Annotated in this window: 25 protein-coding genes; 11 read left to right on the top strand and 14 right to left on the bottom strand. The window is 34.9% G+C overall.

Annotated elements, in window-relative coordinates; all coding sequences use genetic code 11:
* Nucleotides 1-20 precede the first annotated feature (20 nt).
* Together A9G11_RS06000 and A9G11_RS06005 are read left to right on the top strand one after the other, a co-directional pair.
* On the top strand, nucleotides 21-431 hold the full coding sequence (locus A9G11_RS06000) for a GNAT family N-acetyltransferase (RefSeq protein WP_065618592.1): 411 nt from the start codon (nucleotides 21-23) through the stop codon (nucleotides 429-431).
* Nucleotides 428-1,009 (top strand): Maf family protein, encoded by a 582-nt coding sequence (locus A9G11_RS06005; RefSeq protein ID WP_065618593.1) that lies wholly within the window; start codon nucleotides 428-430, stop codon nucleotides 1,007-1,009. Before A9G11_RS06000 ends, A9G11_RS06005 begins: the two co-directional genes overlap by 4 nt.
* 20 nt (nucleotides 1,010-1,029) lie before the next feature.
* Here the strand turns inward: A9G11_RS06005 and A9G11_RS06010 are convergent, their stop codons facing one another.
* The 10 genes from A9G11_RS06010 to A9G11_RS06055 all read right to left on the bottom strand — a co-directional run bounded on the left by A9G11_RS06010 (nucleotide 1,030) and on the right by A9G11_RS06055 (nucleotide 10,613).
* On the bottom strand, nucleotides 1,030-1,695 hold the full coding sequence (locus A9G11_RS06010) for an ABC transporter ATP-binding protein (RefSeq protein WP_065618594.1): 666 nt from the start codon (nucleotides 1,693-1,695) through the stop codon (nucleotides 1,030-1,032).
* On the bottom strand, nucleotides 1,695-2,906 hold the full coding sequence (locus A9G11_RS06015) for an ABC transporter permease (protein WP_065618595.1): 1,212 nt from the start codon (nucleotides 2,904-2,906) through the stop codon (nucleotides 1,695-1,697). The genes A9G11_RS06010 and A9G11_RS06015 overlap by 1 nt, the downstream gene beginning before the upstream one ends.
* 207 nt (nucleotides 2,907-3,113) lie before the next feature.
* A complete protein-coding gene (locus A9G11_RS06020) occupies nucleotides 3,114-3,569 on the bottom strand; it encodes a DUF4418 family protein (RefSeq protein WP_141674357.1) in 456 nt (151 codons plus the stop codon).
* Between the two features lie 22 nt (nucleotides 3,570-3,591).
* Entirely contained in the window at nucleotides 3,592-4,251 is a 660-nt protein-coding gene (locus A9G11_RS06025) for an ABC transporter ATP-binding protein (protein ID WP_065618597.1), read from the bottom strand.
* Between the two features lie 10 nt (nucleotides 4,252-4,261).
* Nucleotides 4,262-5,407 carry an ABC transporter permease gene (locus tag A9G11_RS06030; RefSeq protein WP_065618598.1) on the bottom strand — a complete coding sequence of 382 codons (1,146 nt, stop codon included), beginning with the start codon at nucleotides 5,405-5,407 and terminating at the stop codon, nucleotides 4,262-4,264.
* A gap of 14 nt (nucleotides 5,408-5,421) precedes the next feature.
* Nucleotides 5,422-6,708 carry an ABC transporter permease gene (locus A9G11_RS06035; protein ID WP_065618599.1) on the bottom strand — a complete coding sequence of 429 codons (1,287 nt, stop codon included), beginning with the start codon at nucleotides 6,706-6,708 and terminating at the stop codon, nucleotides 5,422-5,424.
* A 24-nt stretch (nucleotides 6,709-6,732) separates the two neighbouring features.
* Nucleotides 6,733-7,983, bottom strand: coding sequence for a Fe-S-containing protein (locus A9G11_RS06040; RefSeq protein ID WP_065618600.1), 1,251 nt, complete (start codon nucleotides 7,981-7,983; stop codon nucleotides 6,733-6,735).
* 82 nt (nucleotides 7,984-8,065) lie between these two features.
* Nucleotides 8,066-8,632 (bottom strand): iron transporter, encoded by a 567-nt coding sequence (locus A9G11_RS06045; RefSeq protein ID WP_065618601.1) that lies wholly within the window; start codon nucleotides 8,630-8,632, stop codon nucleotides 8,066-8,068.
* Between the two features lie 134 nt (nucleotides 8,633-8,766).
* Entirely contained in the window at nucleotides 8,767-9,963 is a 1,197-nt protein-coding gene (locus A9G11_RS06050) for an FTR1 family iron permease (RefSeq protein ID WP_218056069.1), read from the bottom strand.
* An 11-nt stretch (nucleotides 9,964-9,974) separates the two neighbouring features.
* The gene (locus tag A9G11_RS06055; protein WP_081298438.1) at nucleotides 9,975-10,613 is read right to left on the bottom strand and encodes a nitroreductase family protein; all 639 of its coding nucleotides are present in this window, start codon (nucleotides 10,611-10,613) and stop codon (nucleotides 9,975-9,977) included.
* A 492-nt stretch (nucleotides 10,614-11,105) separates the two neighbouring features.
* Here A9G11_RS06055 and A9G11_RS06060 point away from each other — a divergent pair, with 492 nt between their 5' ends.
* The 9 genes from A9G11_RS06060 (at nucleotide 11,106) to A9G11_RS06100 (ending at nucleotide 19,846) form a co-directional block, all read left to right on the top strand.
* Complete coding sequence (locus A9G11_RS06060) at nucleotides 11,106-11,513, top strand: hypothetical protein (RefSeq protein ID WP_065618602.1); 408 nt, start codon at nucleotides 11,106-11,108, stop codon at nucleotides 11,511-11,513.
* A gap of 181 nt (nucleotides 11,514-11,694) precedes the next feature.
* Nucleotides 11,695-12,105: a hypothetical protein gene (locus tag A9G11_RS06065; RefSeq protein WP_065618603.1), complete on the top strand. Its 411-nt coding sequence runs from the start codon at nucleotides 11,695-11,697 to the stop codon at nucleotides 12,103-12,105.
* An 80-nt stretch (nucleotides 12,106-12,185) separates the two neighbouring features.
* Entirely contained in the window at nucleotides 12,186-13,112 is a 927-nt protein-coding gene (locus A9G11_RS06070) for a TIGR01212 family radical SAM protein (RefSeq protein ID WP_065618604.1), read from the top strand.
* A gap of 9 nt (nucleotides 13,113-13,121) precedes the next feature.
* Entirely contained in the window at nucleotides 13,122-13,511 is a 390-nt protein-coding gene (locus A9G11_RS06075; RefSeq protein ID WP_065618605.1) for a nuclear transport factor 2 family protein, read from the top strand.
* A gap of 632 nt (nucleotides 13,512-14,143) precedes the next feature.
* A complete protein-coding gene (locus A9G11_RS06080) occupies nucleotides 14,144-15,268 on the top strand; it encodes a glycosyltransferase family 4 protein (RefSeq protein ID WP_065618606.1) in 1,125 nt (374 codons plus the stop codon).
* Nucleotides 15,261-16,064, top strand: coding sequence for a lipopolysaccharide core heptose(I) kinase RfaP (gene rfaP / locus A9G11_RS06085; RefSeq protein ID WP_065618607.1), 804 nt, complete (start codon nucleotides 15,261-15,263; stop codon nucleotides 16,062-16,064). The genes A9G11_RS06080 and rfaP overlap by 8 nt, the downstream gene beginning before the upstream one ends.
* A gap of 15 nt (nucleotides 16,065-16,079) precedes the next feature.
* Nucleotides 16,080-17,708: a DUF2813 domain-containing protein gene (locus A9G11_RS06090; protein WP_065618608.1), complete on the top strand. Its 1,629-nt coding sequence runs from the start codon at nucleotides 16,080-16,082 to the stop codon at nucleotides 17,706-17,708.
* Between the two features lie 236 nt (nucleotides 17,709-17,944).
* Nucleotides 17,945-19,117: an AAA family ATPase gene (locus A9G11_RS06095; protein WP_065618609.1), complete on the top strand. Its 1,173-nt coding sequence runs from the start codon at nucleotides 17,945-17,947 to the stop codon at nucleotides 19,115-19,117.
* Nucleotides 19,118-19,120: 3 nt separating this feature from the next.
* Entirely contained in the window at nucleotides 19,121-19,846 is a 726-nt protein-coding gene (locus tag A9G11_RS06100; protein ID WP_065618610.1) for an HNH endonuclease, read from the top strand.
* Between the two features lie 85 nt (nucleotides 19,847-19,931).
* Here A9G11_RS06100 and A9G11_RS06105 read toward each other — a convergent pair whose 3' ends face one another.
* The 4 genes from A9G11_RS06105 to A9G11_RS06120 all read right to left on the bottom strand — a co-directional run bounded on the left by A9G11_RS06105 (nucleotide 19,932) and on the right by A9G11_RS06120 (nucleotide 24,063).
* Nucleotides 19,932-20,273, bottom strand: a complete 342-nt coding sequence (locus tag A9G11_RS06105) for a helix-turn-helix domain-containing protein (RefSeq protein WP_065618611.1) — start codon at nucleotides 20,271-20,273, stop codon at nucleotides 19,932-19,934.
* Nucleotides 20,257-20,505 (bottom strand): type II toxin-antitoxin system RelE family toxin, encoded by a 249-nt coding sequence (locus A9G11_RS06110; protein WP_065618612.1) that lies wholly within the window; start codon nucleotides 20,503-20,505, stop codon nucleotides 20,257-20,259. The genes A9G11_RS06105 and A9G11_RS06110 overlap by 17 nt, the downstream gene beginning before the upstream one ends.
* 172 nt (nucleotides 20,506-20,677) lie before the next feature.
* Nucleotides 20,678-22,345 (bottom strand): energy-dependent translational throttle protein EttA, encoded by a 1,668-nt coding sequence (gene ettA, locus A9G11_RS06115; protein ID WP_065618613.1) that lies wholly within the window; start codon nucleotides 22,343-22,345, stop codon nucleotides 20,678-20,680.
* 302 nt (nucleotides 22,346-22,647) lie between these two features.
* Nucleotides 22,648-24,063 carry a hypothetical protein gene (locus A9G11_RS06120; protein WP_141674358.1) on the bottom strand — a complete coding sequence of 472 codons (1,416 nt, stop codon included), beginning with the start codon at nucleotides 24,061-24,063 and terminating at the stop codon, nucleotides 22,648-22,650.
* Between the last annotated feature and the right edge of the window lie 594 nt (nucleotides 24,064-24,657).

The following is a 24,657-nucleotide window of genomic DNA, read 5'->3' on the forward strand; positions in this document are numbered from 1 at the left end:
AAAATGTTAATGGGAACGAAATGAATAGAATTATTTATCGTTATGATATTAAACCAAACCTAGATGAAACAATTGCTTTATACAGCCATTGTACTTTAGGTGAACGCCGTCCAATCACAGACAAAAAACGTTTTCAAGCTATGTTAGATAATGCTAATTTAATTATAACTGCTTGGAATGATAAAGAGCTTATAGGTATCGCACGTTGTTTAACTGATTTTGTCTATATTACTTATTTAGCTGATCTGGCTGTTGATGATCGTTTTCAACAACAAGGTATTGGTAAACAATTAATTAGAGAGATTCAAAAACATACCGAAAGCAATTGTAAAATAACCTTATTAGCTGCACCTCAAGCTGTTAATTATTATCCCCATATTGGTTTTCAACCACATCTTTCTGCATGGACTTTAGGTGAGTTATTACCATGAAAGTTATTTTAGCTTCGACTTCATTATCTCGTAAAAAAGTGCTTAACAAATTAGCTATTGATTTTGCTTGTGTACCACCAATTTGCGATGAAACACCGTTAGAGGGTGAATCTGCCGAGCAGCTAGTTTTACGTTTATCTAAACTAAAAGCACAATCATTAGTTGCATATTATCCTGATAGTTTGATTATTGGCTCAGATCAAGTCGGTGTATTAGATGATAAGATTGTGGGTAAACCACATACGATTGCAAATGCGCGTAAACAATTACAAAACAGTAGTGGTAAAGCCTTTTATTTCTATACCGGCATGACTGTTATTAATACTAAAACTGCACAATCGATTACTGTTTGTGAACCATTTAAAGTGACTTTTCGTCAATTAACTGATGCCGAAATTGACGCTTACATCGCTAAAGAACAACCATTACAATGTGCGGGTAGCTTTAAATGTGATGAGCTTGGCATCACTTTGTTTGAAAAATTAGAAGGCGATGATATCAATTCGTTAGTAGGTTTACCCCTATTGAAACTAAACAAAATTATGATTCAAATGGGATGTAATCCGCTATTAATGTAAATCATAACACTGGCAATCTTTTAAGATAAAAGTTTGCCAGCGGTCATTTTCATTACTTTTTGACTATAACGTGCAACATCATTGTCATGAGTAACAATTAAAAGTGCTGTACCTTGTTGATTGATTTCAGTTAGTAGTTGCATAATCTCTTCGGAACTTTCGTCATCTAAATCACTGGTTGGCTCATCGGCAATAATGATCTGTGGTTTACAAATGAGGGCGCGCAATATAGCTATGCGTCGCATTTCACCACCTGACATATTGGCAGGATAAGCATCTTGTAAATAACTAATTTTGGCTTTTTCCAGCAAGCTTTGCGCATAACTTAGACATGTTTGATTTTCACGTTTAGTTAAATAAAAGGGTAAACGAATATTATCTATCGCACTTAGGTTAGGCAGTAAACTACTACCTTGAGGGATATATCCTATATGCTGATTACGAAAAGCTGAAACCTGCCGATCATCGAGTTCAAATAAGTCTGTACCATTAATGGTGATTTTTCCCTGTGTTGGGGTGAGTAATCCTGCGATCATATTAAGTAGCGTAGTTTTACCACTGCCCGACTTCCCCATAATGCAAATAAACTCGTTTTTCTCCATTGAAAAACTCACATTATTTACCGCCGGAAAAGTTTGTTGCCCTCGAGTATAGTCTTTACGTAGATTTTTAACATCAAGTAACATTATTCACCCTCCCTCAGTGTACTGTAAGTATCAAACTTGGTCATAGACAGTGCAGAGTAGATACTTGAAAGTGGCCCAATAATTAAGGTAAGGACAAAGACAATAACGGCATAAATTATGGCATCAAATAGAGAAATATTCACACAAGGTAAACCGATCGATTGGCAAATTAATAAACTAAAGGCATAAAGTAATAGTGAGGCAATTAAAATACCAGCGATACCACCTAATGCACTAATAATCAGGGATTCACGCAATAACATTTTAACTAAAGTGAGTCTTGAAGCCCCAAGTATACGTAACAAACTAATTTCACGTTTACGTTCATTTAACATAGAAGAGAAAATCACAAAAATAACAATAATGGCAAGAAACCAAAAAATTGCCGATAAGCTATATACAATGGTTGAGAAGCTATTTAACCATTTTGAGATATTACTTAACATGCCTTTAGTCATGACAAAGTCTATCTTATAATCAATGGCATATTTTGGCATAATTTGATTTACAATATCTTTCGGTTGATAATCAGGATTCACCTTAATAAATATAGAAGAGACATAGTTAGCAAAATGATCGACATCTCCCTCGATTAATTTGGCATCTTTCATTAATGATTGTGCAGCTTGCATGGTCATAAAAACTGAAGTATCAAACCCCATTCCGGTGCTATCCATTTTTGCTGCAATTTTAAATGGATGATTGAAGAACATAATCTCATCACCCACACCTGATGTAATTTTAGATCCAACCACGACTTGATTATCAGTAAGTGGAGCGGAAAGTTGTGACTGTAACCAAGGTTTAATCACAAAATCGCTATGTTGGTCAAAACCAATTAATTGAACTTTTGTGGTACAACAACCAGCATTGAGTGAAGCAATAAACAGTTGTGGTGAAATAGCATCAATCCCTTTGATATCTTTGATTTTATCAATTAAATCGACTTTGAGATAAAAACTGCTTGGTTCACCGCGCAATAATGCAACTTCAAGATTTTTTTCATAACCATAAGGCACGATAAGAATGTCTGCACCAAGACGATCTGCCATGCCAGAGATACCTAAACTTAGATTTTTCATCAATACACTACCACCAAAAAGCGTGGCAGAGAAAAGCATGATAATCACGATTAAACAACAACTACGAAACGGACGCCGTTGTACATTTTTCCATGCTAAGTTCGATATTGTGATAGTTTTTTCCTGCATGTTTAAATCCTGTTGAGTTCTTTTTCAATCTTGCTTTTTGACCAAATAACTTTGGTTTGAGTGACTTTTTATCTTTAACTTGATTTTGCTCACAAATAACTTTGCTACTCACAAAATAGTTAGTTTAAAGATGTCGATCTTTCATCACTTTTTTAGGTTTATAAAAAAATAACTATCAGATAAATAACTCTACCTTGTTAAACTAGATTAAATCCTTTTGGATATTTTATTTAAATAATAGGTATTAATAATAGCAATCACAAATAATATGCCTGATATTATAACTAATGCAGGTTTAGTACCCATATTACATAACATCATTTCATTTGGGCAAACACCAATTAAAATAGTTGGGATCGCAGCACTAAATAGTGCAATACAAGCAAGCGACATACTTAATCCTATTCGGACAAACACGGTACGCGTAAATAACATCAGTAGACCGATTAATACAATAACACTTCCGATACCTAATTCAGCTCTTGCTGTCCAAAAACAGGTCATAATTTTACCCGTGCCATGAGCCATTTCATGATTCATTTCACCCATTTGCATAGGCATAACATCAGATGTTGGACAAACTGGTATGATATATAAAGGTACTAAGATAAGTAATAATCCTAGTATGATAAAAAGCAGTGATGAGACGAGACGATTTTTCATAAATTTAATGCCTTTTTCTATATTAATTATTAACAAACCGAGCTACTTTACCATGCTCTAAAACTACCGTTGTTTGAGCATGTTTTGAAACTTCAGGTGAATGAGTAACCACAATAATTGTGCTTCCTTCCTCATGAAGTTGATGCAATAAATTCATGACCATCTCTTCATTCGTTTCATCTAAATTGCCGGTTGGTTCATCAGCTAAAATTAGCTTCGGATAATTAATCAACGCTCTGGCAATACAAACACGTTGTTGTTCACCACCAGAGAGTTGACGCGGTAAATGTTTAGCTCTGGCAGCCAAACCTACTCGCTCTAATGCTTGCATTGCTTCTTTTTCATCGACCATACTATGATAATATTGAGCCACCATGATATTTTCTAAGGCGGTTAAATAAGAGACTAAATGGAATTGTTGAAATATTAATCCTATTTTATCACGGCGGATCTCTGTTAATTCTGATAATGAAAGCTGGGTAATATCTTGACCATCAAGAATTACAGAACCTAATGAAGGTTTATCCATACAGCCAATAATATTCATTAAAGTACTCTTGCCACTGCCCGATGGCCCCATTATGGATAACCATTTTCCTTCTTCGACAGTCAAATTTACCTCAGAAAGTGCATGCAGAGAACCATAAATTTTAGACACATTATTTACTTCAAGTATATTCATTCTTTATATCCTATTCGCCACGCAAGACTAACGCAGGTTCTACTTCAACCGCCCGTTTGACTGGAATTAAACAGGCAATAACCGTTACTACTGCTGAAATAACAATAGTGATTGGTATTAAATAAAATTCTATGATTATTGAACGACCAAAAACATTGGCGCTAATGACTTGAGCAAAAATAAGCCCACAAAAAGCACCAATGGTACCACCGATAATACCTAACACTAATCCTTCAGCCAAAAACTCTTTAGCAATACTCTTATTATTTGCGCCAATGGCTTTTTTAAGGCCTATCTCTTTTCGACGTTCCATAACCACTGTCATCATGGTAGTTGCTACACAAATCATGGTTAACACTAATACCACTAATGTGACTAAGTAAAGAAGTGATGAGAGTTTACCTAATACCGATGTTTCAGATTGGGTAACCCATTTAATTAAATGGGGTTCAATCGTTGTTAAATTAGCGTTTATAGTTTCAATATATTGCTTTAATTCTGCTTCGGTAGCGGTAATGCTCACTTCCACTACTTCGGCTTGATCACTCTCTTCAAGGAGCTGTTCTAAATCGTGTAGGTTGATAAAAATAAAATTATCTTCACTGCGACCTGTTTTAACAATACCAGTGATTTTCATCTCTTCTTCAAAGCGAGAATCTTGTTTAGATTTACCCGAAATTGAAACAGTACTACCAATATTTAACATCGCAAAATTGGCAATATCGATACCAATCATAATTTCATGCGGATTTTGTGGTAATGAACCTTCAATTTGCCAATATGGACTTGTTTTTGTTACTTGATTAAAATCGGTACCAACAATAGTATAAGGATGTTGATTACTGCGAATAGTGTCATAACGAAACGGTGTCACCCCTAATATTTTATTTTGTGGTAATAAACTGACCGCCTTTTTAACTTCTGCCATATCCATAGTGGGTTGATTATTGGTTGGCATAAATAACACATTAGCACCATAAGAACGGAACTCTTGCCCCATTTGCCGAGGAATATCATAACAGAGGGTTACCATACCAAGTAATACTGTTGCACCAATTGCCACACCGAGTAAAGCAACGGCAATACGTGAACGGCGACGAATCAGTGAGCTAAGAATCGTTTTAATAATAAAACGGCGATTTTTATTTATGATCATATCTGCCTTCCAGTTTATCGTCCGTGCAACACATCAGTTGGACGCAAAAACATCATCATTCGTAGTGCGGGTAAACTACCTAACAGAGTAATTAAAAATACCATGATGATCACCAGTGGGATAATGACCATTTTCGGTTCAATAAATGAGCCAAATACGGTATGCCCAATAATTTGTGCAAATCCAAGTCCAATAAAATAACCAAAAATACCTCCAACAAAGGCTATAACAAGTATTTCAGTTAATACCAGTAATGCAACTGAGGTATTGGTTGCCCCAAGTGCTTTTAATAAACCAATTTCAGTACTGCGTTCAATAACATTGGCTGTCACTAAATTCGAAATAGCTAGCGCGGAACAAACCAATGATAAAATAGTTAATAACAACATTAATAACTGAGTTTTTTGTAATATTGAGCCTTCTGATTCAGCGACTTGCATTATTGCCTTGACTCGTACATCAGGCATTAACTCCTCTAACTGATAAGCAATTGAGCTAATATAAGCGGTGCAATACCATGTATCCCATTCCGTCCTTGATAAACTGTTAGGATCTTGAGCCGCTTTTCGCGCTAATTCATTTTCCGGCGTAGTCAATGCGCTAACTTCAACCCGTTCAACTAATCCTGCTTTATTCGCCAGTCGTTGTGCCACCGGTAGAGAGACAAATAGTTGTAAGTCTTCCGCACCACCGCTATGAAAAATATTATTCACTGTTAATGTGATTGTTTCATTAGTTTGTGGGGAAGTTAATGCAATGCTATCTCCTATTTTTAAGTGCCATTGATTGGCGACAGTTTCACCCACCATTACACCTTGTAGGTTATCATCGGTCATTTTATTACCGTCAATTGTCCACCATGATTTCATGGCCAACATACCTGTATCAACCTCATCACCGGTTGGAATATTCAGGTGTTTATTAAACCAAGTACCCACAACAGTTATAGGTTTATCATTAAATGTAGCTTGAGTGGTGAGATAAGGCGCAAAATCAACAATATTGTAGGCCCAGAAGATCATCTTAATTTTGACTAAATCATCTTCTTTTATAAATTGCATTGTTTGCTGTTTGTCACTATTGTCCAGTTGGTACATTTCATTTACCAATGCGGTACCCTTTGGCACAATATTTAAATTCGCACCGTAAGCTTTTAGTTCTTGGTTAACTTTATCACCTACATCAAACATCACATTTAACATAGCTGTTGCTAAAGACACACCTAAAGCGACCGTAACAGCAATTAAAACGAGTTTCTTTTTTTGCCGAACTAATACACTTAGTAACATTCTACGAAACATAACTTTCTCACTTATATTACGCTTTTATTTGAAGCGATTTTTCTCAGCTTCAAGATGAGCAGGCCTAATCACCATGCTTCCTTCAATAATTTCAAATTTAAGTGGTACCGGATTACAGCCGCCAGGAAATCCGATAGTTGCAATATTCATGACCACATCACATAAAATACAAACGACTTGATCGCCTCGTTGATAATAACCAGTGGCACCACAAATATCACAGGCATCAAGCCCAACACCGTATGCATTTTCACTCTTTTTGATAATAATAAAACGAACTACCGTGCCATCTGAGGCTTCATAGCCATAGCGATGCAAATTACCGTCATTGACCTTATCAAGAGGGATGACAATTAAGCCATCGGCATTAGGTGAAATCGGTTCTGCAGGAGTCAGTTCTACCCCTTTTTCGAAAATATAACGCGCCCGCGTTACTGTATAAGCAGTAATTGCCAGACCAGCAAACACTAAAAGTGAAGTTCGTCTGTCTTTGCGTAGTTGTGCTTTCATCTTGCGGACTTTGGCCGGATTACTACCAACCAATGAAGTCGTTTTAGATTTAATATATAAAACAAGTGCTAAAAACAGCACAATTGCCATGAAAATAAAGATAAAGAAATTAACATGACCTAAAATAAAAATAACCAGCTCCATCATCCATGCTTGTGATGAAATAAAACGTCTTACAATGAAGATTTGCAGGATATTTATGCTATTTTGAATAGTAAATATAATCAGGGAAAGAGTAGCAATCGCCAAAACAAATTTATCGGCTAATCGGTCACAAATTCGATAAGTAAATAGTCCAATTAATAAAATGACAATTAAAGCAAAGCCATAACCAACACATTTAAACAGATAGTCATTATTGAAAATGGTGTCCATACCAACAGCAAATTCAAATGGATAAAGCATGATATTTGGTAGACACTGTGCAATGACTAATCCAATACTTATAGTAGATAATAAAATAAACAGAAATTTCCAAAAGCGATTAGGGAAAATTTTTAACATCCAGATACTAATCAATAATGGAACAGACACTATCACCCAAGGGATGATGACACCAAGATCATAAAATTCACGTACAGCAAAACCGGTATTACGTTTTAAAATTGCATAAATCAGTGCCGCAATAAAACCTAATACCAAACCAATGATCACTATTTTTTTACTATCACTTGCATTTAATTTGGATATTACTGCCCAAAGTAGCGCAACAATGATTACAGGTATAAAAGTATTGTCGGTGATCTTGATAAGATATTGAAGCATAATGATTGACCAGTTATTGCCGTATATGATTGGCGAGTTTGATACCCGCCAATATTTGTAATATTTTTATGTAACGCGATGATTACCATGCACGTGGAACGTAATTAAAGTCCCAAGAAACAGTAATTGGTTTAGTCCAGAAACGACCTTCAACACCAGTTTCTTTATCTACGTGTAATAAATAACCTTGTTTTTCTGGATTTTCAATAGTAAATGTAACTTTGTATTTACCAGCACCATCTAATTTAATATTGTTACCATAGTGAGGACCGTCAGAAGCATTCATAGGCATGAAGTTACCTTCGATCGCTTTTTTACTACCTTCTTTTAGGATCTGATATTTAACGGTTAAATAAGGTACAAATTCACCAACCCCATAACCTAGATTATTGCCTTCAGCAGCTGAGATATCTGCTTCAATATGCATATCTGATTTTGATGCAGGTAATCCACCCATTCCAGCAGGCTCCATATCAACAGGTTGGAAATAAACCGCACCAATATGTAATGGACCAACAGTTACTTCATCACCAATAGGGAACTCTTCAAAACCTTTTTGTTCTCCTGGTGCCGGCGCAGGAGCAGCATAAGCAAATGAAGATAATGCTAATATTGATGAGATCCCTGCTGTTAATACTAATTTTTTCATTGAAAACTCCTCTACTTTTTTAGTTAACTACTTAAGACTTTTTTTATAATTACTACTTTTTTACGAGTAAATTAGTTTTTAGATGTTAACCGAAAAAAATTCAGGCAACATCTTAACTAAAATTTAATGATTTATTAACTACTTTTTTTTCTGTGTTTCACTTTTAAATACACCACAGAAATTACCACAATTAATACCATAAACAGTTGTGGAATTAATGTTTCAACAGTTGGATAAATGCCTAAAATATCAACTGAACGGACAAAATCAACTGGGGTGACAGGAATAATATCCGCTTCTTGTAACTCTTTCACACCACCACCGGCAAAAGCAATCGCCATAATATACATTAATGCACTAGTACCAATGAAGAATGGTTTAATTGGTAATTTCATCGTACCAAAACGGATCAGGATAAAGATAATTGCTAGCACCACACAGCCTACACCTAAACCATACCACACCATGTCCATATGCTCTTTAGCCTCAGCCAGCATTGCTTGATAGAATAAGATAGTTTCAGCACCTTCGCGGAACACCGCTAAGAAAGCGGCAAAACCTAAAGCAAAACTACTTCCCGATGAGACAGCAGACTGCACCTTACCTTCAACATAGCTCTTCCATGCCTCTGCTTCAGCTTTGGAAAACATCCAGTTACTAACAAAAAATAGTACGACCGTGGCAAGCAACATTGCTCCACCTTCGAGCATCTCTTGATTAGCACCGCTAATATCAAAAAGAGTATGCAGTGCAATCGCCATTAAAATGCTAGCAAATATTGCTACTAGTGAACTCAAATAAACCATTTTTACCATTGGCATATTACCAGAACGTACCAAGTAAGCTGAAATTGCAGCTATAACTAATATGGCTTCTAATCCTTCCCGGAATATAATGATGAATGAAGCTAATAAAACACTCCAACCACTCTCTTTTTTACCATCTAATTCGTTAGCATCTTCGTGTAACATTTTTATAATAGTATCAATTTCAGCCCGAACTACTTTATTTGATGCGCCATCAGTCATGAGCCGTTTTATTTTGGCAAACTGGTATTCCGTATCTGTACCACGCTTACCCGAAATATAAGACATGACCGCACGTTCAACACCATGCTTTTCATAAAAACCAAAATAAGCCTCATTGACCCGCGCTTTAGCTTTTTCACTGTCTTTCATAAAATAGATGTCATACGAATCATTTAAGATCACTTCCATCTCATCAATGATTGCATTCCAACTATCATATTTTTTCTGGGTCGCATTCGATGGGGATGCAAAAGCCATTAAACTGGCAATAAGTAGTAATGATATAGTTAGAAATCGTTTCACGCCGCAACCCCTTATTTTCCTAATAGCATTAATCCAATTGGTTGACTATTTTCAGGCAACTGTAACTCTTGGACGATAACTTCTGGTTTAATAGAATGGATATATCTAGCACTTAATTTTAGTGATGCGGCAACAAGATAAACATTCTGACTCATTGCACCAACTGCTATTTGCCTAAATTGATTTGCTTGTTCAGGAGAGAGATCGGTAAGTGCATTGGTATCGGGAATAAATATCAAAGAATATGCTGCACGCTTAGTAAAATTCTGCATGCCAATGTCAGCGCGAATATCTTTATTGGTGATCTCACGCAAATAATGTCCTTCCCATTCATATAAAAAGACACCTTTTTCACCGGCAACATAAATACGTACATAGGGCGGTTTACCATTTGCCATTGGCACTGTCCAACCGGTTTTACCACGATTTAGACCACTGGCAGCCCAAAGAATCGTTGAAAGTTCATCATCAGAAACTTTGCCGGCAGGAAATCCGCCACCTGGAGTTGACGCTCGTTTTTTCAAACTTTCTAATAGGCTCATCCCATCTTTAGTTTGAGGTGTCGGTAATGAAATATCGGCATAACATAAAGATAAAGAAAATAGTGATGAAAATAGAATGATAACTAAATTCCGCATAAGATACGGCATAGTTCACCTCTAACATTTTTGTAACAATAGCCATATCTTATTGCTAATGATCACAATTATCAACATCAAATAATAATAATTATCATTTGATGAGCAATTCACCAACATTTTCGCTAATTTTTGTTAAATAACCACACGAATTGGTAAGGATTTACACAGCTTTTTACAAATTTTTATGGGTGTAGTTACATCAAGTGATCATCTTCTGTAATAAAAATACCCATTAAAATGGTTATCATCATTGACATAAGATATAAGTTTCAGATGATAGGTTATTCACTGTTATTTAATTGATATATTGCCGTTTATTGCCTGCTTCATTGATTAATCTTGATGACTAATAATAAGCCGGGTTACCTTTGGATGATTATTGATTAATGAAAGTGAAAAGTTTGTCATATTTAATTAGTAGTTGTTTTAATTCTATCGATAGACATGATGAATTTTAAAACTGTATAATTATTAGCAAATTATTTGAAGTGTTATATTCACATGATAAGTATCATTCGATTGTTTGTTTTATTGATTATTTTTCCTTTTGTACACGCTGCTTATGCATCATATGTAAATACCTGTCTATTAACAGGAGAGTTATTAGAGGCACCTGCTATCATGATTAAATCAATCAATCGTGTCGATAATAGCGGTGAGATTATGGCTAATTCTGAATATGAAACCAGTGATTTTGAATTAAAGCTTTGGATCACAGAGTCAAAGATAGCAGGACGCGCTGATAGTGGTTGTCAGTTACCCAATCATCAGCCCTATGAGCTATTAATTACGTTAGCTAACGCTTATGAATTAACTGATGCAAAAAAAGGTGATCAGATTAAATTATTACATATCATTAAAAATAGTAGTCATTCGCCAACCAACGAAGAGTATATTTTACAACAATAACTTCTCTAAACAGGCTTAATCGTTAACGCTTTATAACTGAGTTGTTATTGGCTTACTACTGTTAATGAAAGTGTAATTTTGGTTATTTCATTAATTAGTCGTTAACCTTGTTGCGATTAATAGACATGAATGATTGTAAGAATATATAATCACTAATTATTATTTAAAACAATAGATGCACATGAAAAATAAGATCCGGCTACTTGTTTTATTTATTATTTTTTCCTTTTGCACATGCTGTTTTGCCTCCTATGAAAACAGATGTTTATTAACGGGAAAACTATTAGAAGATCCTATAATCGCCAGTAGTTCATCGGATCATAGTAAAGTTATTGGTGAGAGTACGCCTACTTCACCACAGAAAATAAAAAATTTTCAATTGAAGATTTGGGTGACTGAATCAGAAATAGCGGGACGGGCTGATAGCGGTTGTCAATTAACCAATAACCAACCATATGAGTTATCGGTTACTTTACCGGCGACCTTAATTAATGCTTATAAGTTAACTAAAGCCACAAAAGATCATTCAATCAGTTTATTGCATACTATTATTGAAGATGATGATCATAATGAACAGTATACATTACCATAATAGCCTATCAGTAAACTACATTGCTTGAAGCGAGTATATCTACAGGCGTACAATACACAAAATTATCTTTCAGGTTTATTATGCAACTTCATTTAGTCGTCAATACTTTTGGTTCAGATCTGCAACGTCGCTATGGTGAAAAAATCTACAAATTAACATTACATGGTGGATTTAGTTGCCCCAATCGCGATGGCACCATTGGTGTAGGTGGTTGTACGTTTTGTAATGTTGCTTCAATTATTGATGAATCTATTCAAGTTAAATCGATTGCCGATCAGCTGACTTCGCAAGCCCAGCAAATGAAAAAATCGAAACGTTATCTTGCCTACTTTCAAGCTTATACCAGTACCTATGCCGAAGTTGAAATCCTTAAAAATATGTATGAAGAGGCATTAAACAGTGCCGATATTGTCGGACTTTGTGTCGGGACGCGCCCGGATTGTGTACCGAATGAGGCGCTTGATTTATTAGCCACTTATCAAGCAAATGGATATGAAGTTTGGTTAGAGCTTGGTTTGCAAACCGCACTTGATAAAACGTTGCATGATATTAACCGTGGACACACTTTTGCTGATTATCATCAAACAGTACAAAAAGCCCGTAAACTGGGGATTAAAGTTTGTACACATTTAATCATTGGTCTGCCAAAAGAGAGCAAGCAAGATAATTTGTTTACGTTAGAACGAGTATTAAATAGTGGTGTGGATGGTTTAAAACTGCACCCGTTACATATAGTTGAAGGTAGCACTATGGCTAAGGCGTGGCGTGCTGGACGGTTAAATGTGCTGTCATTGGCAGAGTATGTAGATATTGCTGGCGATATCATTCGCCAAACACCAGCTAACATTTTATATCACCGCATTTCCGCCAATGCCAGAAAGCCTACTTTATTAGCGCCCGATTGGTGTGAAAACCATTGGCAATCGATGAATGCGGTCGATCACAATTTACGCCAATTTGGTGTACAAGGCAGCGCCATTGGCGATAGTTACTGTTTTAAAGCTTAGGAGGATTTAATGGATAATATTCAGATAGTTAAACATGCATTAAGTGATTTGCTTACTTCAGATCTTGATGTTAATAAATTAATCGCAAACTATTTTTCCACCGATTATCAACAAACAGTTGACGGTAAAACACTAGGCTTTAGTGAGTTTGCTGCTCATATGCAATTATTGCGTAGTGTGGTCAAACAATTTGCTGTTACCATAGATGCGATAAGTCAATCAGGGGATCAGGTTCACACTCACCATTTTGTTAAAGTCACTAAAACAGACAATAGTGTCAGCGAGTTTGAGGTTTTTGCTTTATTTAAAATCGTTAATCACAAGATCGTCTCTTGCAATGAATTAACTCGTCAATTACACGGTAATAGTGATGATAAGGATCTTGGCTCCAGACACTGATTTTAAATTGGTTAAAAATGAAATAGTTTTGAAATGTTAAAAAACAGTTACACTGATTTTAATCACTATTAAAATAAACAAACCACCATTTATTCCCATTTCCGTTAATAAATAAAATCTGCTTACGGCTTTTGGGTGTAACGATTAGCATGGAATATTCGGCACCAAAGCCCAATGACTATAGCGAGTAAGTCTTAGTTTTTTTGGAGTAAACATATAAAAAAAACCAGGTATTAAAACCACTAAAAGTATAGATACTCCCTCAAAAAAATCGCTATACGAAATAATAAATCCTTCTGATATTAAAATATACGTTAAGCTACAAAAGCCTATTGTGATGCCTATTAAATGATTTTTAATCAAAGTAATAAAAAGTCATATTACCATTCAAACTACTTTGAAATGCGTCATTAATGCGCTTTGGTGAAGTGTTAATTTTATTGTTGAATTTAGCGTCAATAAAAAAATGAAACGGTATAGACTCCTGAATTATTTTTACACTTTTAACGCTATCTTTTCTACAAATACAGTCTCTGGTGAGACGTCTTAACAACGTTCACCCCAAAAATCAAACTTTGCGCAACAATAAAGACTAAGTATATAATAACCCTTTATCATTTGAGGCAATCTGCATGCAACTGGCTTTTTGTATTTATAAATATTTCCCTTTTGGCGGTTTGCAACGCGATTTTTTGCAAATTGCTAATGCTTGTCAAGCTCGTGGTCATAAGGTTCGAGTTTATGTGATGGATTGGCAAGGGGCTAAACCCTCGCAGTTTGATATCATTTTAGTGCCGAAAAAAGGGTTATCAAATCATAGTCATAATGAATCTTATTACCACTGGGTTAAAGCACATTTACAAGCTAATCCTGTTGACTGTGTGGTGGGTTTTAACAAGATGCCAGAATTAGATGTTTATTTTGCTGGTGATACCTGTTTTGCTGAAAAGGTTTCACATAAAGGTTTTTTATATAAATTAACCAAACGTTGTAAACACTATTTAGCTTTTGAAGATGCAGTATTTAGTCCACAACATCATACACAAATTATGGTTTTAACTAAGCAACAAATTGCTGATTTTGAACACTTTTATCACACTCAAGAAACCCGTTTTAGCCTATTACCTCCCGGTATTGCTTTAGATCGCAAATATCAACAAGCGTCTATCAATCGTTGTCAACAATTTAGACAAGCCAATCAGATAAAAGAGGATGATTTTGTTATTGTACAAATTGGATCTGATTTTAAGCGTAAAGGTGTCGATCGTTCATTAACCGCTATTGCTTCATTACCTGATGAATTAAAACAAAAAGTCATTTTTTTAGTGGTTGGACAAGATAAACCTGAAGCTTATCAAAAATTAGCTAAACAGCTCGGTATTGAGCATCAAGTACGTTTTTATTCTGGTCGCAATGATATCCCTGATTTTTTATTTTCAGCAGATCTCCTTCTTCATCCAGCCAGACATGAGGCCGCAGGTATGGTTCTTATCGAAGGTTTAGCCGCTGGCGTTCCGGTGATTGTGTCAGGTATTTCGGGTTATGCTTATCATATTAATGATGCCAAAGCGGGGGTGGTTTTGACTGAACCTTATTCACAATCAGAATTAAACCAAGCGCTTCAAACTGCCATAACCAATACTAAACAGCGCCAAATGTGGCATGACAATGCCATTAATTACGGTAAAAGCGCAGATTTATATCACTTAGCTGACCGTGCAGCTGACATTATTTTAGGTTGTCGTCATTATGAATGAAATTGAACTTAAGTCACCTTTTGATAAGTTATGGAAAGATAAAGATCCTTTCACAGAGGTAGAATTAATTTCAGGTGAAATTTATCGTGCGGTAAAACAGCGTAAAACGTTAAATTTTCATCTCGAAGATGAATCTTATTTTATTAAGATCCACCGCGGCACCACTGTCAAAGAGATCGTTAAAAACCTCCTTTCACTCCGATTACCTGTTTTAGATGCAAAACAAGAGTGGAATGCGATTCATCGCTTAGAACAAGCTGGAGTTAATACCATGGACGGCCGTGCTTTTGGTCGTAAAGGATTAAATCCGTTGACCCGGCACTCTTTTATTATTACTAAAGATCTTAATCCGACTATTAGTTTAGAAGATTTTACTAAGCCATGGTTAACAAACCCACCTAGTTATCACCTTAAGCGTTCACTGATTATCAATCTGGCTAAAATGACCGCTAACATGCACGCCGCTGGAGTGAATCATCGTGATTGTTATTTGTGCCATTTTTTATTGGATATTCCACTGTTTGAAAACAAGCAACAGATAAAACTATCAATTATCGATTTACACCGAGCGCAAACGCGGAATAAAGTACCTACGCGCTGGCGTGATAAGGATTTAATTGGTCTGTATTTTTCCTCCACTAAAATTGGATTAACTAATCGGGATATTTGGTTATTTTTAAAAACCTATTTTAATAAACCATTAAAAGAGATATTGCATGATGAGCATAATTTAATTAATAGCACACAACAAAAAGCCGCGAGAATTGCTAAACGTACAGAGAAGTATCATCTTTAAATATAAGGAAATGCCATGTTTATTGAACAAGTAGATATCATTGGATTTAGAGGTATTAGTCAACTATCTTTAAAACTGAATGCCAAATCAAGTGTGCTTATTGGTGAAAATCGCTGGGGACGTTCAAGTTTAATCAGTGTGCTAACACTTTTATCTCTTGATAATAAGTTTTATCAATTTGTCGATTCAGATTTTTATCATGACCAATATGAAAATTATGGTGATAAAATCCATATTAAAGTGACCTATTGTGAATCTCACTCAGGTGAACTTGCCAGCCAAGCTTATCAAGCTTTATTGCCAGTTACTTATCAATCCAATCAAGATAATTTATCTCGTATCACTTACCTTATTACCGCTGATAAACAAAATGATACTATTATTACGCAACATCTATTAGTCGATGAGTTCGATAAACCCTATCATATTGAAAATCATAAGTTATTAATTGCTATTTTAATTAGTCTAAACCCCGTTATGACGCTCAAAAGTTCAATAAATGCTGAAAATATACCTATTACCAATCAGCCTTTATCTGAATACTTTATTCAGGAACTTTCTAATCAATTAAAAGAGAGTTCTACCCAATTAAGTCAAGATGAATTACATCGAGGTTTAAAAGCTGCCCAGTCATTATTAGAATACTATTTTGTCGATCAGGAGCATCGCTATCACTATAAACAGATCGCCAAAAAGACAAGTCCTCGTAGTGAAGATTGGGATTCGCTGGAACGTATTAATAATGTGTTAGATGATCTGGATAATGATTACTTGCGAACTGCGTTATTAGGTATTTTTGGCTCTATTGTTAATGCCAAAGGAGATAATGCATTATCACAAAGTTCAATACCTATTTTAATTTTAGAAGAGCCTGAAAGTCAGTTGCATCCGATTATTTTATCGGTCGGTTTTCGTTTATTGCATCATCTACCAACTCAAAAAATCATCACTTCAAATTCGAGTGATTTAGTTTCACTTTTTCCGTTAGAGTGTATTTATCGTTTAATCCGTCTGCCCGATCAAATTGTTGTAAAATATATTGCTCCAAACTCACTCAGTGCAGGTGTTAGTCGCCGTATTTTATTTCATGTGCTTTATCGCCGTCCACTGGCTCTCTTTGCTCGCTGTTGGTTACTGGTTGAAGGTGAGACTGAAGTATGGCTACTACGAGAACTGGCCGAGCAAAGTGGTTATCACTTAAGTTCTGAAGGGGTTCAATTACTTGAATTCGCTCAATGTGGTTTAAAACCGCTAATCAAATATGCAAATAAAATGGGGATCCATTGGTATGTTATCACCGATGGTGATATGGCTGGTAAAAAATATGCCGAAACCGTGCAATCACTTTGTCCTGAAGAGAAGAATCCCGATGATTGCTTAACTGTATTACCGGCTCGCGACATTGAAAACTTTTTGTTTAAACATGGATTTAGTCATGTATATAAATTAGCGGCTTGTAATACAGTGCAGCATATTGATATGTCAGTACCCAAGATTATTCAAAAAGCTATTCACAAAAGCTCAAAACCCGATTTAGCTATTGCTGTATGTGATGATGCAAAATCCCGTGGTGTAGAAGCGATTCCACACTTATTAAAAGAAACCTTTGCTAAAGTGGTTAAAGCGTCAAAAGATTGGGATTAATAAAGCGCAGCTAATGAAGAAATTCACCTAAATCAGATATATTGTCAGCAACCACTTCAAATGAAACTTGTTATGATCCTGACAATATATCATTCGAAACAATCACTGAAACAGTATCAATAAATTTGAAACAGCTAAAATTAAGATGACTGTTGGATTACTAGCTATCATTTAATAATTATCTTATTGAAATATTATGCTATTATCCTGATGACGGGAATAAAAAGGATACAGCGATGAAAATTGAGTCACTCAAAATAGAAAATGTTGGCGGTATATCAAGTTTATCAATTAAGAAATTTGACCCAAAAATGAATATTATTTGTGGTGAAAATGGGATTGGTAAAACGAACATTTTGGATTCAATAGCGCATTGTTTTACTCAATTTTCAAATTTTATTCTAAAGAAAAAATCAAATTGTGTAAACGGATACGTAACTATAGAATGTGATTTTAATCGAAATGACCCTTATACCTGTTTAATAGCGTCTTTTGAACCAAGGGATTATAACAATAACCCTTTTGATTTTCGATCAAAATCATTGACGAATTTTAATGATAATAATCCTTATTTAATATATTTTAAAACAGAAAGGTTATTTTTGCACAAATGGATAGAAAGTCTAAATATTTACGAACAAGCAGATCGCCATCTAAATAATTTAGACGGCGTGTCAAATGAGAATGCAAAAGATTGGTTTATTAAAAATGAGTTATTATCTTCCCAAATATATACTGCAAAAAATGATAAAAATTCAATCGAATTTGCTAAAAAAGCATTTGGTATTTTAAATCAATCTTATTCCTTCTCTGCACTTAAACAAGATATGGAAATTTATGTTAATACCCCAACGGGAATTATTCCTTATGAATACCTATCCTCAGGTTTTAAAACATGTATTTCCATCGTATGGGGTATTATTAGAGAGGTCCAAATTCGCTTTCCTAATATGTATATAGGAGATTTTAATGGCGTAATTCTAATCGATGAAATTGAGCTACATCTTCACCCTGAATGGCAAGGAAAAATTTGTAATGCTTTAACTACTTTATTCCCTAATGTTCAATTTATCATCAGCACACATAGTCCTCATGTTATTCAAACAGCGGAAGTAAATGAAGTTATAGCTCTATCTGGGCAAAATGGTAATCTTGAAAAAAGAACCTTAGATATTGCACCATGTGGTTTTAAAGGATGGACGATAGAAGAAATCCTTACCGATGTAATGGGCATGAAAGACCTTCGAACACAATTGTATGAAGATGTTAAAGAGAAATTTGATAGTGCTCTTAAAAATAAAGACGTAAAAGCTGCTACAGAAGCCTATGATAAATTAAATCAAATGCTTCATCCTACATACCCTTTAAGAGCCCTTTTTAAAATGCAATTGGATGGACTTAAGGGTTAATCCATGATTAAGCTAGAGAAAGGGGAGAAACCTCCTTATTTAAAGGAGGAAAAAGTTAAAGAATTAACTGAAAAGTTTAAATTAAACCCAAAATATACTGTATGGAAACATACTGAAATAATAGAGTATTTGTTAAAAAGTAGTAACTTCAAATGCGCTTATTGTGAATGCCAATTACAATTAGAAGATTCATACATGGAAGTTGAACATTTTAAGTGTAAAAGCTTATATCCTGAGAGTGTTATAGACTGGGATAATTTATTACCTTCCTGTAAAAGATGTAATAATAAAAAAAGTTCTTTAAATGTTGTTACAACTCCAATTATTAACCCTTATGAAGAAGATCCTAAACTATATTTATCTATAGAAAATTATTATTTGTACGCTAAAGGCGGTGAAGATTCTAAAGGTCAAAGAACTATAGACTATTTAGACTTAAATGATGAAAGATTGGTGTTAGCCATATTTAATGTATGTAAAAATATAAACCGAGATATGATTAAGTTAGCTCGTAACATAGATGATATTATATTGGTTAGAAATGGTATGAGCACAACATTACAACTTTGCCAACCAGATAAAGCTTTTTCAGCTTTTCTTTCTTTTACTTTACTTCATAACCAAGATACAGAAATAATCAAACAATTATTAATAGATAATAACTTATGGGATGATGATCTTAGTGAAATGTATAAGACTTGTAAAAAAATAGCATTAGATCCAAGATAACTAATAACAAGATGGTACAATAATTGAACAAATACAAAAAATATACTATACCAAAAAGACATAACCACCTTTCGGTGGTTTTATCCTAGAAATCGAGTAACTCAGGTTTAATCTTTAGAGCATTAGCGATTTTTATTCTAGTTGCTTTTCTTAACTTTTGACTTTTTTCATATTGAGAGTATGCAGACTGGCTAATACCAATTCTATTTGCTACTTCAATTTGAGATAATTTTAAATATTCACGCCATGCTTGTACTGGTGAATAGTTGTTATCAAAAACCATATTCACAACTTTGCTAGGTACACCTGTTTCAATATTGATTTTTTTATTATTTGAAAGTTCTAAATATTGTGCGTAAGGCATAACCACAAATTGTGGTTGCCCTTGCTCATTATTAATAAATTGTATATTAGTAAGTGTGGTCATCGCGTTTTTTCACCTCTTCAATAGAAACAATATGAATATAGCCATCAAAATTAAAAAACACTCGATAGTTACCAACTCTTAACCTGTATTGATATTTATGATTAATGAGAGTTTTAACATTAATACAATTAGGCATGTTAGCAAGCTCATCAATTTTATTGCGAATCAAAGCATTATTTTGAATTTTTCGCAATTGTTTTAATGCTTTTATTTGATAAATGATTTTATTCATTTTGTTTTCTTAAGAATTTCACTATAAGTATTATATAAGATATATAAGAATATTCAAGATGAGTAAAAACTAATGATTGGTCAAAGATCTGCTTGTTATATTTTATAAACCAAATGCAATTTTAGTAACAGTGTTCCGCCGATATGATATCGGCGGGAATTGATCAATAGAACTATTTGGTGATTCTTTTATATTTAGCACGCTTTGGCTCTAAGGCTTCGGCACCAAGCGTACGTTTTTTCCACTCTTCATATTCGGTGAAATTACCTTCAAAGAATTCCACATGCCCTTCATCTTGGTAATCTAAAATATGAGTGGCAATACGGTCAAGGAACCAGCGGTCATGTGAAATCACTAACGCACAGCCCGGAAACTCTAACAAGGCGTTTTCCAATGCTCGCAAAGTTTCAACATCTAAATCATTAGTCGGTTCGTCGAGTAACAATACGTTACCCCCTACTTGTAATAATTTAGCTAAATGTACGCGTCCTCGTTCACCACCTGATAGCTCACCAACACGTTTTTGCTGATCGACACCTTTAAAATTAAATCGTCCTACATAAGCACGACTTGGAATTTCAAAATTACCAATCCGCATAATATCTTGACCATTGGAGATTTCATCCCAAACGGTCTTTTTATCATCCATACTATCACGGAACTGATCAACTGAAGCCAATTGTACCGTATCACCTAAAGTAATTGTGCCTGAATCGGGTTGCTCTTTACCGGATAACATTCTAAATAAGGTCGATTTACCCGCACCATTTGGACCGATAATCCCAACAATCGCCCCTTTAGGAACACTAAATGAAAGATTATCAATCAATACCCGATCACCATAGGATTTAGTGAGATTACTCACTTCAATCACTTTATCACCTAAACGTTGCCCAGGTGGAATAAACAGTTCGTTAGTTTCATTACGTTTTTGATAATCGTTACTATTTAACTCATCAAAACGCGCTAAACGAGCTTTGCTTTTTGCTTGGCGACCTTTCGGATTTTGACGTACCCATTCGAGTTCTTTTTCAATCGATTTACGCCGTGCTGATTCGGTTGCCGCTTCTTGCGCTAAACGCTGATCTTTTTGCTCTAACCACGATGAATAGTTACCTTCCCAAGGAATACCTTCCCCGCGATCGAGTTCTAAAATCCAACCCGCAACATTATCTAAAAAGTAACGGTCATGGGTTACGGCTACAACAGTGCCTTCATAATCATGTAAAAAACGTTCTAACCATGCTACCGATTCCGCATCTAAATGGTTGGTCGGTTCATCGATCAGTAACATATCAGGTTTTTCAAGCAATAATTGACAAATAGCCACCCGGCGACGTTCACCACCAGAGAGCGTTTCAATTTTGGCATCCCAATCTGGTAACCGTAATGCATCTGCAGCTCGTTCGAGTTGATTGTCTAAGTTATGGGCATCTTGCGCTTGAATAATGGCTTCAAGTTCAGCTTGCTCTTTCGCTAACTTATCAAAATCAGCATCAGGATCAGCATAAGCTGCATAAACCTCATCTAAACGCGCAAGTGCTTGTTTGGCATCACCTACTGCTTGTTCAACCGCTTCACGCACAGTCTGTTTAGGATCAAATTTTGGTTCTTGAGGTAAATAACCAATTTTAATATCAGGCTGTGGTCGAGCTTCACCTTCAATCTCAGTATCCACGCCAGCCATTATGCGTAATAACGTGGATTTACCAGCTCCATTAAGACCCAGCACCCCAATTTTGGCACCAGGGAAAAAACTCAAAGAAATATCTTTTAAAATATAGCGTTTAGGAGGAACAATCTTCCCAACTCTATTCATCGTATATACATATTGCACCATAAAACCTTACTCGTTTTTTGTTAACTAATAGCAAATCAGTAATAATTTGCTATTTTAATTGATGACCTATATTGTAATGATTCTAAGAGTTGGGTCTAGGGTTATTTACATTAATTACAATTGTTATTTATCTATAGAATGAAATGATTAATTCATCACCATGTTGAAGTTGTTTATTTATACTCAATTAAAATCCTATCGTTTTATTTATATTACTATTTTTTCTATTTTCTTTGTGATTGTACAAAATATGTGCAAAAAAACACATCCTTTACAGGATGTGTTTTTACATTTTAATTTCTTTACTGCCAATTAATACATGCTGCCCGTTGGCTGTAGGGACCAAAAAATGCTATATCTATATCTCCTGATCCTGACCAAATATTAAGTGGATCACCTACTTTACTTATATCTGTTGTATAATAATCACCTAGTTCCCATTCACTGTTAGGATAATAATTTTCTCCAAGATCGCCCCACTCATTCATTATGCCACCAACATATCCTGTTGAGCTAGAATAACTAATCCAGCGTGTAAAATGATTATTTGGTGAATCACCAATATCCCAATCTACCTCCGAATTATGAGCAGTTGCATTGGTCAAATCCCTGACACCAGCTAAACCATAATTTGTATAATAATTATTACAATAATCTATTGCCAAATTGTAAGGATGTGTTTGACCTGGTTTTGCAACTAACCAACGTGTTATTTCGAATGTATATAAAACTCTTTGTTTAGCTTGATCGGCATAAATCGCAAACGCTGAATTTGAATATTCTCTTTCATTACCGTTAGATTTACTGTTTGGACCTCTGAGAGTAACTCGTAAAATATCATTATTTTCGGCGGTTAAATCTAATGTTACACCTTTTCCATATTGAGAATACACTTTGCTACCATTGATATTAATGATATCGTTAGCTGTCGCATTATAGATTTTCATTTTAAAAAATAGATTATCTGATGCGATTGTCGGGAAATTTTTATTTTTTTCCGCAATATTACGTGTTTGTATTTTAAAACCCTGCGACGGATCCCATTGGTGTGCCGGTCCTTTAAATTTATCCGCGCTCGGATTTAAATTCGGTTGCGCATAACACACATACGGAGGAAAAGTTGGTTTGATGTAATAAGTGTGAGAACTTGAAGTCAAACTACGATCCCGTGGAACACCATATTGGGTTTGAAGTGTGGTATTAGTCGCTTCAATTGTCAATGTATAAGGTGAATCACACGGATTTAATCTATCGGCTAAATTAATACTACTGGTTATATCTTGACCTGATACCGTTTTCCAGGTGAGTTTCAAATCCCCGGTTGCTGACGGATTTTTATCGCCATCTTCATCTAACCAATAGTTATAATTTTTCACCAAACTATCAAAACTGATTGATGGATAACTGTTTGTGGGGATCAGAGTCACTACACTTGCAAATGTATCTGATTCATTAGGTAAAATAATTGGATTAGTTACACTTGATGTTGTTGAAGGCGTAATTTTAGAGTTATCTGATAATGTCAGCCCTAAAAAATCATTCAGATTCAGCACCTTTGTTGCACCACTATCTAACGTATAATAAGGTGCAGTACCGTTGATTTCTCTTAACGTTGTTGCTGATAAGGCTTGTGCATTATTTAAGATAAGAAATGATGATAAAAATATCAGTCGAAAAAGACGGGTTCGCTTTAATCTACTTGCTCTTATTAAACCCAATAATCGGCTGGCTGGCTGGCTGGCTGGCTGGCTGGCTGGCTGGCTGGCTGGCTGGCTGGCTGGCTGGCCACATAACTATATTTTATCATAAAAAACCCTTATATAAAATGCTTACCTTTTGTTTTTATTAATTTTTTACATTGTTCTGTGCTTCGTTTAGTCATAAAAATAGTCTTGGGCTAAATATCTAACCCAACCACTTAACGATAAACTTAAATTGTCTTAATTATATAGATACTCTGGAGGCATTTCAAAAATTATGGGGAACATTTATGTAATGAAGTGTAAAGAATGAATGTATCACAAACTAGCACATTTTTTCTTAATGGTTACGTAATAAAGTCTTTAACCAGATAAATGGTTAAATCGAGATAATTAAAACTATCTAAATTAATTACGCGATTAAATCTTACACGTTTTTTGTTAACCAATAGCAAATCAGTAATAATTTGCTATTTTAATTGATGACCTATATTGTAATGATTCTAAGAGTTGGGTCTAGGGTTATTTACATTAATTACAATTGTTATTTATCTATAGAATGAAATGATTAATTCATCACCATGTTGAAGTTGTTTATTTATACTCAATTAA

The sequence above is a fragment of the Gilliamella sp. wkB108 genome (genome assembly GCF_001690195.1).
Taxonomy (GTDB): Bacteria; Pseudomonadota; Gammaproteobacteria; order Enterobacterales; family Orbaceae; genus Gilliamella; species Gilliamella apicola_L.